We start from the raw sequence: 11,535 nt of genomic DNA, 5'->3' as shown, positions 1-11,535 counted from the left end.
CGTAGTTGGGACTGTCGTAGGCGACGCCCTCGCGGAACGCCAGCAGGAACGCGACGACCTCGTCGCCCTCGCAGACGACGCGGTGGTACGCGGCCATCCCATCGAGTTCGCGCAGGCGCGAGGCGTCCATCGGACTGAGCATCTCTTCCGATTCGAGGTTCAGCGCGAGGATGCGTGCGTGATCGGCCGCGCTGGCGGGACGAATGGAGAAGCTCACGCGGCAGTCTCGTAGAGTTCGATCGGCAATCCGTCCGGATCGGCGAAGAAGGTGAAGCGCCGGCCGGTGTATTCGTCCACGCGCAACGGCTCCACTTCGACGCCAAGCGATTCCAGTTCCGCCGCGCTGGCGGCCACGTCGGTCACTTCGAACGCGAGATGGCGCAGCCCGCGCGCTTCCGGCCGTGAAGGACGCGGCGGCGGTGACGGAAACGAAAACAGTTCGATCTGCGTGCCATCCGGCAGCGCAAGGTCGAGCTTCCACGAGTCGCGCGCTTCGCGGTACGCCTCGGCGACGACGCGCAGGCCGAGCACGCGCGTGTAGAAATCCTTCGAACGCGCGTAATCGGAGGCGATGATCGCGACGTGGTGGATGCGGTGGAGATGCATGCGGTTCGTCATTCCACGGAAGCTGGAACGCATTCTGCGCCGCGCGCGCGAGGATCGAAAGCGATCCGCGCGCCTCGCTACGTTACTCGCCGAGCAATGCCTTGATCGCCGCGAATCCCGCCGCCGCGCGTTCCTGCTTGCGTGCCGCGTCGGCGACCGGATCGGCGCCGTCGCGCTGGATCTCCGCCGCCGGCAGCTCGTCGAAGAAGCGGCTGGGCTTCAGGCGCAGCTTGTCGCCCCACTTGGACGCCTCGCGCGAATGCGACAGCCACAGCTGTTCCTTCGCGCGCGTGATGCCGACGTAGAGCAGGCGGCGCTCTTCTTCCAGCGAGCCTTCCTCCAGCGCCATCTCGTGCGGCAGCGTGCCGTCTTCCATGCCGACGATGAAGACGTAGCGGAACTCCAGGCCCTTGGCGGCGTGCAGCGACATCATGCGTACCTGGTTGCCGGCTTCGCCCTTGTCGGCGTGCGACAGCAGCGCGAGCTGCGCGGCGAGTTCGCCCGGGCCGGAGCCCTTGCCGCCGTCGAACCATTCCGACAGCTCTTCCAAGTTTTCCTTGCGGCGCTGGAAACTCGCCTCGTCCTTGCACTGCGCGCGGATCGACGCGAGCAGGCCGCTCTTTTCGGCGAGCACGCGCACCAGTTCGGCCGGCGAGATCTTGAATGCCTCGCCGCGCAGGTGGCGCACGATGCTGACGAAACCGTCGAGCGCGTTCGCCGCACGCGGCTGCAACTGCTTGAGCACACCGATCTGCTCGGCCGCGCGCGACATCGGCATGTGCGCCTGCTGCGCGAGTTCGGCGAGCCTGGCCAGCGTCGTCGCGCCGACTTCGCGCTTGGGCGACTGCACGGCGCGCAGGAACGCGGCGTCGTCGTCCGGATTGGCGATCAGGCGCAGCCACGAGAGCGCGTCCTTCACTTCGCCGCGTTCGAGGAACGCCGTGCCGCCGCTCAGGTGGTACGGCACGCGCAGCAACTGCAGCGATTTCTCCAGCACGCGACTCTGGAAGTTGCCGCGGAACAGGATGCAGAAATCGCTCCACGGCGCCTGCTTGGCGGCGGCGAGGAAGTGGATCTCGGCGGCGACCTTCTCGGCTTCGTGCGCGCTGTCGCGGCATTCCCACACGCGGATGCGCTCGCCGTCGGGCTGGTCGCTCCACAGCGTCTTGGGATGCTCGTGCGGGTTGTGCGCGATCAGCGCGTTCGCCGCGCGCAGCACGCGGTTGGAACAGCGGTAGTTCTGCTCCAGCTTGATGATCTGCAGCGACGGATAATCCTTGCCCAGCTGCAGCAGGTTGTCCGGATTCGCGCCGCGCCAGGCGTAGATCGACTGGTCGTCGTCGCCCACGCAGGTGAACAGGCCCTTCTCGCCGGCCAGCGCCTTCAGCAGGCGGTATTGCGCGTCGTTGGTGTCCTGGCATTCGTCGACGAGCAGGTAGCCGATGCGTTCGCGCCACGCCAGCCGCAGCGTTTCGTCGCCTTCCAGCATCTGCACCGGCAGGCGGATCAGGTCGTCGAAATCCACCGCGTTAAACGTCGAAAGCCGCGCCTGGTAGCGCTGGTACATCAGCGCCGCTTCCATCTCGCGCGGGCTCTTGGACACCGCCAGCGCTTCCTCCGGCGACAGCCCCGCGTTCTTCGCGCGCGAGATCAGATTGCGCATGTCATCGATGGCGTCGGGCTTGCTGCCCGGCGGCATCAGGTCCTTGATCTGCGCCGTGCTGTCGTCGCTGTCGAAGACGGAAAAGCCGCGGCGCAGGCCGGCCTTGGCGTGGTCGATCTGCAGGAACTTCAGGCCCAGCGCATGGAACGTGCAGACGGTGAGGCCTTCGGCGGCGTCGCCCTTGATGCGCTTGGCGACGCGCTCCTTCATTTCCTTCGCCGACTTGTTGGTGAAGGTAATGGCCGCGATGCGCTTGGCGGGCATCGCGCGCGAGGCGATGAGGTGCGCGATCTTCTCGACGATCACGCGCGTCTTGCCGCTGCCCGCGCCGGCGAGCACGAGCAGGGGGCCGTCGGTGTGCAGGACGGCTGCGCGTTGGGGAGGATTGAGACCGTGCATGGGGCGTATTCGTTGCCGCGAGAGCGGACGCGTATTGTGCCGCAAGCGCCCTGGCGCCGCCGTGCCGGCGGGCCCGGATCGCGCCGACACGACGTGCCGCGCTTTACCGAAGGTGGCGGCAGCATGCGTCGGGCCGTCGCGGGCGTCCCTGGCGCGGCCGGAGGCAGTACCGTCGCATCGGGCGGGATCGTCCCCTAGGGCATCCCGCGCCATCGAACGTTGCTGGAATGGACCCATCGACAGGAGAACGCCATGGAACTGCTGACTTCGATCCTGCTCACCGCCCTGGCCGCCGGCCCGGCCTTGCCGGCGCCCGACGCCATGAACGCCGTCGTTGCGCCAAGCGACCGCATGCTCGCGGCCGATCTGGACGAACGCACGCGCAAGGCCAACAGCTTTCCCAACGAACTGAGCCGCTTGTACGGCAGCGAAAGCGCCGCCAAGGGCGAATGGGGCGACGCGCTGGTCCACTTCACCCGGGCCGCGCGCTATGCCGACAAGTATTCGCAGCACCGCATCAGCCTGATGTACTGGCACGGCGTCGGCGTGACGCGCGACCCCGCGCTCGCGTACGCGTGGGCGGACCTCGCGGCCGAGCGCATGTATCCGTCCTTCGTCGTGCTGCGCGAGAAGATGTGGCTGTCGCTCGACGAAGCACAGCGGGCACGCGCGCTGCGCGAAGGCGAGGCGCTGTATGCGGAGTACGGCGACGAAGTGGCCAAGCCGCGGCTGGCGGCGGTGATCCTGCGGCAGAACTCGCAGGTCACCGGCAGCCGGACGGGCAATGTCAGCGGCAAGCTGCAGACGCATTCGCCACGGCCTGGCGAGATTTCGCCGATGGCCGCCAGCGGCGCGGACATGGCGGACGTCTACGCCTCGTGGCGCATGAACCCGGAACGCTACTGGGCCGTCGAAGACGCGATCTGGAAGGACGGCAGCGTCGAGGTCGGTCCCGCCGGCAAGGCCACACGGGACCCGCCGGCGACGGGCGACTGATCAGCGCAGGCGCCGCGCCCGACCACCGGGTCGGCGCGGTGCATTCGACCGTACGTCGGAATGCCGCCACGCGTCCGTAACCTGCGGCGCGTCGGCGTATCGTGCGGATGTCGCCCTCGCCGGCCCCTGCGCCGCGCGCGCAGTGCAGACGTCGACAAGACTCTGGAGGCTGCCATGTCCGTCGTCCGTAGCGTCGTTCCGGTCGTACTTGCGGCCGCGTTTCTCGCACCGCCTTCCCATGCGCGCGCCGACGAGGCGCCGCCGCTCACCGGCGCCAGCTTCATGGAGCTGGACGCGATGCTGCCGTCGCTGCGCGGACGCCCGAACGAGGAGTTCCGCGTGCAGGGTCTGAAGGCCTACCAGCAGCGCCACTTCGACGAGGCGATCGCCCGGTTCGAACTGGCCTCCGGCTATGCCGACAAGTATTCGCAGCACTATCTCAGCCTGATCCACTGGCACGGGGTCGGCACGCCGGTCGATCGCGTGCAGGCCTACATCTGGAGCGACCTGGCCGCCGAGCGCGGCAACCCGCGCCTGCTCGCGATACGGGAGAAAATGTGGGCGCAGTTGAGCTCGCAGGAGCAGGCGCGTGTTCCGCGCGAAGGCGAGGCGTACTACGCACGATACGGCGACGACATCGCCAAGCCGCGCGCCGAAGCCGAGATGCGCCGCTTCGCGCGCGACATGACCGGCAGCCGCGTGGGTTATCGGAACCAGCGCATCGAAACCGGCGGCGGTCCGGTGAACGGCGTGTTCCTCACCGAGGTCGGCAGCAACGCCGCGGCCTACGCGGTCTCGGTCGCGGGTTCGCCGGACGAGCTGTATGGCAGGGAAGGCGGCCTGCGCCGCCTGGACGGATACTGGCAGGAACAGGATCGCCTGCTCGACGGCACGGTCGAAGTGGGCGAGCTCGAAACGGTGCGACGCGGCGGCCGCGGGCCGCTCGATCCGCGCGAACGCTGACGCACGACACCCCAATGACCGCGGAGAACGCCATGGAACTGGTTGCCTCGATCCTCTTCGCCACGGCGCTGGCCGCCGGGCCGACGACGCCCTCGCCGGAGGCACTGGACGCCGTCGTCGCGCCCAGCGATCGCATGAACGCCTCGGACCTCGACGAACGCACGCGCCTGGCGGCGAATTTCCCGAACGAACGCAACCGCCTGTTCGCCAGCGAGGCCGCGGCGCAGGGCCGCTGGGACGATGCCCTGCGTCTGTTCACCACCGCCGCTCGCTACGCCGACAAGTATTCGCAGCACCGCATCAGCCTGATGTACTGGCACGGCGTGGGCGTGGAGCGCGATCCCGCGCTCGCCTACGCGTGGGCCGACCTCGCGGCCGAGCGCATGTATCCCAGCTTCGTCGTGCTGCGCGAGAAGATGTGGCTCGAACTCGACGCGGCGCAGCGCGAGCGCGCGCTGCACGAAGGCGCGGCGCTCTACGCGCGATTCGGCGACCAGGTCGCCAAGCCGCGGCTCGCCGCGGAGATCACGCGCCAGAACACGCAGATCACCGGAAGCCGCGTCGGCTACACCGACGGCCGCCTGTACGTGCACGCGCCGGCGCCCGGTGCGAACACCATCGAGGACACGCAGGGCGGCTTCGACCTGCGCGCGATGTACGCGCCGTGGCGACTCGACCCCGAGCGCTACTGGGCCGTCGAGGACGCGATTTGGAAGGATGGCTCGGTCGAAGTCGGCCCCGCCCGCAAGGCGCACGCACGCGACCGGGACGACGACTGATCCGTTCCCCTCAAGGCGCGCGCGGCCGCGGTTAGACTCGGCGCTCGCCCCTCGAACGGATCCGCCATGCGCCTGGGCCTGGCCGCCAACCGCCTGCATCACCTTCGCGAAGACGCCGCACTGTTCCGCTGGTTGCAGGCCTGCGAGCCGGGCATCCGCGAACTCGGGCTCGAACTGCACACCGTCGGGCGCACGTTCGACGCGATCGCCTCGGCGGGGTTGCTGCCCGGCTACACCGGGCTTCGCCGCTATCCGTATGGACGTGACGGCGGCTTGATGAAGCTGGTGGCCGAAGTCGTCGGCCTCGGGAGCCCCGAACGCACGCTCGATGGCGCGATATACCTCATCGATCCGGTCGATCCGTCGTCGGTGTTTCCCGAAGCGATCGCACTCAAGCGCCAGTGCGTGATCCACGGCAAGCCGTTCATTTCGACGGTGGCGTCGGCGCGCGACTGGATCGAGGTGGAGCGCATGCACGCCGGTTTCGCGCCCGATCCGAAGGCCGACCCGCTGCACGCATTCGAAACGCAGACGCTGGCGCTGATCGCGCACGACGCGATGAAACCGCAGATGATGGCCTACGCCGCCGAGCACTTCGACGTGCTGTCGCGCTTCCAGCGCCGCGTCGCCACAGGCACCACGGGCCAGCGCCTGAACGAGCTCGCATGGAGCCGCGGCTGGCCGCCGGGGCAGGCCTGGGTCCAGCGGTTCGAAAGCGGCCCGATGGGCGGCGACGCGCAGATCGCCGACCTCGTGCTGGAGCGCCAGTGCCAGCGCGCGATCTTCTTCGAGGATCCGCACGTCGCGCGGCAGCACGAGGCCGACATCCAGCTGCTCGAACGTGCGGTCACCACCGTCACCTTCGACGCGGTGTGCATCACCTCGCCGGCGGTGGCGACCCGCTGGGCGGCCGCGGTGCGCCTGCGGGCGGAGCGTCGCGGCTGACCAGCGCCGCAGACGCATTCCGGCCTTGATTTCAAGCCTGTGGCGCCTGCCGTGCGCGCCGTACACTGCACGCATGGCGAAGCTCTATTTCTATTATTCGGCGATGAACGCCGGCAAGACCACGACGCTGCTGCAGTCGGCGCACAACTACCGCGAGCGCGGCATGCGCGTGGCGATCCTCACGCCGCGCCTGGACGATCGCGCCGGCACAGGCGTGGTCGCCTCGCGCATCGGACTGCGCTCGGAAGGCATCGCGTTCGAACGCACCGACGACCTGGACGCCATCGTGCGGCGCGACATCGCCGAACACGGCCCGCTGAACTGCGTGCTGGTCGATGAAGCGCAGTTCCTGACGAAGGCGCAGGTGTGGCAGCTCAGCGAGGTCGTCGATGCGTTGCGCATTCCGGTGCTCTGTTACGGCCTGCGCACGGATTTCCGCGGCGAGTTGTTCGAAGGCAGCCAGTACCTGCTCGCGTGGGCAGACGAGCTCACCGAGATCAAGACCATCTGCCACACCGGCAAGAAGGCGACGATGGTCGTGCGCGTCGATGCACAGGGCCGCGCGGTGCGCGAAGGCCCGCAGGTCGAGATCGGCGGCAACGACCGCTACGTGTCGGTGTCGCGCGCCGAGTACAAGAAGGTCATGAGCGGCGAGGGCACGATCGAACCGGTGCAGCCGCCGCTGCCGTTGTAGTTCAACCGCAGCCGCGCACGATTGCCGCGACCTCGCGCGGGATCGCGCCGCCGTCGGGCTGCGCCTCGCGCAGCTGTTCCTGCAACGTTTCCAGCCGCGCCATGGCCGTATCGCGATCCGGCCCGTGGCAACGCAGCTGCGCTGCATAGGCCTGCGCGCGCCATGCGGTGCGGCGCAGATCCAGGTCGCCGTGCGACAGGCCCGCCAGCGCATCCAGTCGCGTCAGTGCGCCGTCGTCGCCTTCCAGCGCCTGCGCGTGCGCGAGCGAGAGTTCGGCTTCGCGCGTGTTCGGATGCGTGCTGCCGTAACCGCTGCGCGTCAGCGTCACGGCCTGCGCGAGATGCGCCATGCCCTGGTCGTGCTGGCCAAGCGAGAGTTCGATCACGCCCAGCAGCCGATCGCTGTCGCCGATCAGCGCATGTCGCGGCCCGAAACGCGCGATGCGCAGGTCGCGCGCTTCGGTCAGCGACTTGAGCGCGGCGCGATCGCGCCCGATGGCGTGCAGCAGCCGCGCCTGGTCGAACAACGCGTCGGCCAGTCGCGCGTTGTCTTCCTCGCGACGTGCGAGCGCGACCGCATGCTGCATCGACGCCAGCGCCGTCGCGTTGTCGCCGCGTTCCCATGCGACGAGGCCGAGCTGCCGCTGCAGGCGTCCGAGTTCGCTCGCGCCGCGCTTCGTTTCCGCCGGATCGCCGCCGGCGTGCACGCGCCGCTGCTGCAACGCGATGGCCTCGCGCAGCTCGCGATCGGCCATCGCGTAACGGCCCTGTTCGATATGCAGCCCCGCGAGCTGGCGACGCAGCGACAGCGTGGCCGGGTGCTGCGCGCCGTACACCTCCAGCCCGAGCGCGAACGCATTCGCAGCGGATTGCTCCGCGGCATCGATCTGTTCGAGGCCCTGCTGGAGCGAGGCCATGTGCGAGCCGATCTCGACCATCAGCGCATGCCGCGCGCCGACCTTCTGTTGCAGCTGCGTGCGCGCCTGCTGGTAGCCCTGCAGCGCGGCGCCGGACTGCCCGGCATCGGCCTGCAGGTTCGCGAGATCAATGAGGTTTTCGACCGTGCCGACGTCGTCGCGATCGTCGCGTCGCAAGGTGAGCGAGCGTTCGAACAGCTGGCGCGCACCTTGCCGTTCGCCGTTGTCGCGGCGGCAACGTCCGAGCTGCGAGTAGAACTCGCTGACCTGCGGCGGCAGCTGCGCCTGTTCGCGGCGCGCGGTCGGCAGCGCGGGCTGCATCAGGCCGATGCATTGGCGCGGCTCGCCGAGCAGCCGCAGCGCCTGGCCGCGCTGCGTGAGCGATTCCAGCTGCAGGCTCACCGGCGCATCGGCGGCGGTTTCCAGCACGCCCGCCTGCCGGTTGAGCAGCACCAGCGCTTCGCGGTAATCGCCCAGGCCGATGCGCAGGCGCGCGATCACGCCCAGCAGTTCGGCGCGCGCGCGGGGTTGCAGCGCGAGTTCGCGGTTGCCGCGATCGAGCGAGTCGTCGAGCAGCCCGCGCAGATCAAGCGCCTGTCCTTCCGGCGTGCCGCGCGCGCTCTCGAACACGCCGACCATGAAGTCCTGCATCGCCTGTGCGCGTCCGGCTTCCGCGACCGCCTGCCGCGCCTGCCACGCGACGATCGCCAGCGCTGCGGTCAGCACGACCGCGACGAGCGTGCCGGTCGCCAGCGCCCAGCGATGACGTCGCAGATATTTGCCGAAGCGATACCCGAGGTTCTGCGGGCGTGCCTGCACCGGGCGCCCGGCTTCGTAGCGGCTCAGATCCAGCGCCAGCGCCTCGACCGACGGATACCGATGTTCCGGCCGCTTGGACAGCGTCTTGAGCACGATGTTGTCGAGATCGCCCGACAGCATCCGCGCGTGGCGGCGCAGCGCGTGCACGTCGGCGCCCGCGTCTTCGGCGCGACGCAGCACGGTGTGCGAAGGGCGCTGCGGATCGGCGGCGAGGATCGCTTCCTCCCATTCCGCATCGGTCTGCCGCTTCAGTCGATACGGCTTGGTGTCGGTGAGCAGCTCGAACAGCACCACGCCGAGTGCGTAGACGTCGGTCATCGTCGTGACCGGTTCGCCGCGCACCTGTTCGGGCGCCGCGTAGTGCAGCGTGAACGCGCGCACGCCGGTGCGCGTCTGCTCGATCATCGGCGCGTCGGAGTCGAGCAGTTTCGCGATGCCGAAATCGAGCAGGCGCACGTCGCCGCTGGGCGTCACCAGGATGTTCGACGGCTTGAGGTCGCGATGCACGATCAGGTTCGCGTGCGCGTGGCTCACCGCGTCGCAGATCTGGTGGAACATGCGCAGCCGCTGTTCCAGCGGCAGCTGGTGGTTGCGGCAGTAATCGGTGATCGGCTCGCCTTCGACGTATTCCAGCGCGAGGTACGGCAGGCCGTCGCTGCTGATGCCGGCATCGAGCAGGCGCGCGATGTGCGGATGCGCGAGCCGCGCGAGGATCTGCCGCTCGCGCGAGAAGCGCAGGCGCAGGTTGCTGTCGGCCAGGCCCGGGCGCAGCAGTTTCAGCGCGACGCGGCGCTGGTACAGGCCGTCGGCGCGCGCGGCCAGCCACACCTGGCCCATGCCGCCTTCGCCAAGCAGGCGTTCCAGGCGATACGGCCCGACCTCGCCACCGGCGCGCAGCGCGGACAGCGGCGGGATCAGCGGTTCGGAAAGGAAATCCTCGTGGCTTTCGTCCAGCGTGATGAGCGTCTGCAGCTCATCGGCGAGCGCCGGATCTTCCTCGCGCAACTGCGCAAGGCGCAGCTCGCGTGCCGGCGGCTCCAGTTCGAAGAGCGCGTCGAGCAGCGGGGAGATGCGTTGCCAGCGCTCGGGATCCATCGGTCAGGGTCCGGGGGCCAGGGATCGGGAGAGCGGTCGGCGCGCGGCCTCCGGCCTCACTCCTTCAACGACGCCAGCAGGAACAGCCGCGCCTTCTGCCAGTCGCGGCGGATGCTGCGCTCGGAGCGTTCCAGCAGCGCGGCGATTTCCAGTTCCGACAGGCCGGCGAAGTAGCGCAGTTCCACCACCTGCGCCAGGCGCGGATCAACCGCGGCGAGCTTGGTGAGCGCCGTGTCCAGGCCGAGGGTGTCCTCGTCCAGACGCAGGCCGCCCTCGACGTCGTCGGGCAATTCGGTGACGCGATGCAGGTCGCCGCCGCGCTTCTGGGCCAGTCGCTGGCGCGCGTAGTCGACCACGACGCTGCGCATCGCGGAAGCGGCATAGGCGAAGAAATGGGCGCGGTCGTCGAACTGCGCCTCGCGGCGGCCGATCAGCTTCAGGTAGGCCTCGTGCACCAGCGCGGTCGCATCGAGCGTCTGGCCGTGCTGTCCGGCGAGTTGCCGGCGGGCCATCGTGTGGAGTTCCTGGTAGAGCGTCGCCAGGACGCGGTCCAGGGCACCCCGGTCCCCTTCCCGTGCGGCATCCAGCAGCAGCGTGATATCGGCGGTATCGGCCATGGGACGCCCCGTGCGCAGTGCTCCGGACTATACGCTTTTCCGTGATTGTCACCACGAAATAGTCGTGTAGGGATAGCGCGCGATGGCTTTCAGTTTTTTCCGACACGCGCCGGAAAAAAGCGTCCCGATCCGGACTTATTTCTGACAGTGCCCGCACCACACGGTGGTGCGCTGGCCGATCGACGCCTGCTTCAGCGGCCGCCCGCAACGCGGGCAGGGTTCGCCCCCGCGGCCGTAGGCGGACAGTTCCTGCTCGAAGTACCCGGGCGCGCCATCCGGCGCCAGGAAGTCCCGCAGCGTCGTCCCGCCGCGTTCGATCGCGTGGCCCAGGATGCGGCGGATTTCCTCCGCCAGCCGCTGGTAGCGCTCACGCGAGACCTTGCCGGCGGCGCGCAGCGGCGAGATGCCGGCGGCGAACAGCGCCTCGGCCACGTAGATGTTGCCGACGCCGACCACGACCCGCTGGTCCATCAGGAAGGTCTTCACCGGCGCGCTGCGGCCGCGGCTCAGGGCGAACAGGTAGTCGCCGTCGAACTGGTCCGACAGGGGTTCCGGACCCAGGTCGGCGAGCAGTTCGTGCGTCTCGCCCGGCGGTTGCCACAGCAGGCAGCCGAACCGGCGCGGGTCGTTGAAGCGCAGCACGCGCGCGCCCTGCCGGCCGCTGGGTTCCAGCGCGATGTCGACGTGGTCGTGCGCGCGCACCGGCGTGTCGGCTGGCAGCACGCGCAGGCTGCCGGACATCCCCAGGTGCAGCAGCGCGCTGCCGGCGGCGGTGTCCAGCAGCAGGTACTTGGCGCGACGGCGCACCGCCGTCACGCGCTGGCCGGGGAGCAGGCTCACCACTTCGTACGGGATCGGCCAGCGCAGGTCCGGCCGGCGCAGGACGACGTTGGAGACGCGGCGGCCTTCGACATGCGGCGCCAGTCCGCGACGGGTGGTCTCGACTTCGGGAAGTTCGGGCATGGGGCGAGCGTACTATCGGGGCCGTTCCCTCCGGCTTTCGCCGTCATCCTGGCGAAGGTCGGGTTGGCGACCGGAGACCG

10 protein-coding genes and 1 pseudogene are annotated in these 11,535 nt (G+C 69.4%); 5 read left to right on the top strand and 6 right to left on the bottom strand.

The features are described 5' to 3' along the window. The 3 genes and pseudogenes from DX912_RS16810 to DX912_RS16800 form a co-directional block, all read right to left on the bottom strand. Nucleotides 1-217 (bottom strand): annotated as a pseudogene (locus DX912_RS16810) (GNAT family N-acetyltransferase); the annotation flags it as partial. Continuing rightward, nucleotides 214-606, bottom strand: a complete 393-nt coding sequence (gene gloA2, locus DX912_RS16805; protein WP_115844461.1) for an SMU1112c/YaeR family gloxylase I-like metalloprotein — start codon at nt 604-606, stop codon at nt 214-216. The gene gloA2 and the pseudogene DX912_RS16810, both read right to left, overlap by 4 nt. A gap of 82 nt (nt 607-688) precedes the next feature. After that, nucleotides 689-2,668 carry a UvrD-helicase domain-containing protein gene (locus tag DX912_RS16800; protein WP_115844437.1) on the bottom strand — a complete coding sequence of 660 codons (1,980 nt, stop codon included), beginning with the start codon at nt 2,666-2,668 and terminating at the stop codon, nt 689-691. Between the two features lie 252 nt (nt 2,669-2,920). Here DX912_RS16800 and DX912_RS16795 point away from each other — a divergent pair, with 252 nt between their 5' ends. From DX912_RS16795 to DX912_RS16775, 5 genes are all read left to right on the top strand, one after another. Next, nucleotides 2,921-3,664, top strand: coding sequence for an SEL1-like repeat protein (locus DX912_RS16795; protein ID WP_115844434.1), 744 nt, complete (start codon nt 2,921-2,923; stop codon nt 3,662-3,664). Between the two features lie 174 nt (nt 3,665-3,838). After that, nucleotides 3,839-4,627 carry an SEL1-like repeat protein gene (locus DX912_RS16790; protein WP_115844430.1) on the top strand — a complete coding sequence of 263 codons (789 nt, stop codon included), beginning with the start codon at nt 3,839-3,841 and terminating at the stop codon, nt 4,625-4,627. Nucleotides 4,628-4,659: 32 nt separating this feature from the next. After that, nucleotides 4,660-5,406: an SEL1-like repeat protein gene (locus tag DX912_RS16785; protein ID WP_147298667.1), complete on the top strand. Its 747-nt coding sequence runs from the start codon at nt 4,660-4,662 to the stop codon at nt 5,404-5,406. A gap of 66 nt (nt 5,407-5,472) precedes the next feature. Further along, complete coding sequence (locus DX912_RS16780; RefSeq protein WP_115844424.1) at nt 5,473-6,351, top strand: methylglyoxal synthase; 879 nt, start codon at nt 5,473-5,475, stop codon at nt 6,349-6,351. A 73-nt stretch (nt 6,352-6,424) separates the two neighbouring features. Next, nucleotides 6,425-7,045: a thymidine kinase gene (locus tag DX912_RS16775; protein ID WP_115844458.1), complete on the top strand. Its 621-nt coding sequence runs from the start codon at nt 6,425-6,427 to the stop codon at nt 7,043-7,045. A 1-nt stretch (nt 7,046) separates the two neighbouring features. On the opposite strand, the gene DX912_RS16770 is transcribed toward DX912_RS16775, so the two are convergent. The 3 genes from DX912_RS16770 to mutM all read right to left on the bottom strand — a co-directional run bounded on the left by DX912_RS16770 (nt 7,047) and on the right by mutM (nt 11,455). Then, nucleotides 7,047-9,875 carry a serine/threonine-protein kinase gene (locus DX912_RS16770; RefSeq protein ID WP_115844421.1) on the bottom strand — a complete coding sequence of 943 codons (2,829 nt, stop codon included), beginning with the start codon at nt 9,873-9,875 and terminating at the stop codon, nt 7,047-7,049. Between the two features lie 56 nt (nt 9,876-9,931). Beyond that, nucleotides 9,932-10,492 carry an ECF-type sigma factor gene (locus DX912_RS16765; protein ID WP_115844418.1) on the bottom strand — a complete coding sequence of 187 codons (561 nt, stop codon included), beginning with the start codon at nt 10,490-10,492 and terminating at the stop codon, nt 9,932-9,934. A 135-nt stretch (nt 10,493-10,627) separates the two neighbouring features. Continuing rightward, the gene (gene mutM, locus DX912_RS16760) at nt 10,628-11,455 is read right to left on the bottom strand and encodes a bifunctional DNA-formamidopyrimidine glycosylase/DNA-(apurinic or apyrimidinic site) lyase (protein WP_115844415.1); all 828 of its coding nucleotides are present in this window, start codon (nt 11,453-11,455) and stop codon (nt 10,628-10,630) included. Between the last annotated feature and the right edge of the window lie 80 nt (nt 11,456-11,535).

The sequence above is a fragment of the Lysobacter soli genome, from assembly GCF_003382285.1.
GTDB lineage: Bacteria > Pseudomonadota > Gammaproteobacteria > Xanthomonadales > Xanthomonadaceae > Lysobacter_J > Lysobacter_J soli.
This window is presented reverse-complemented; position numbering and strand designations above follow the sequence as displayed.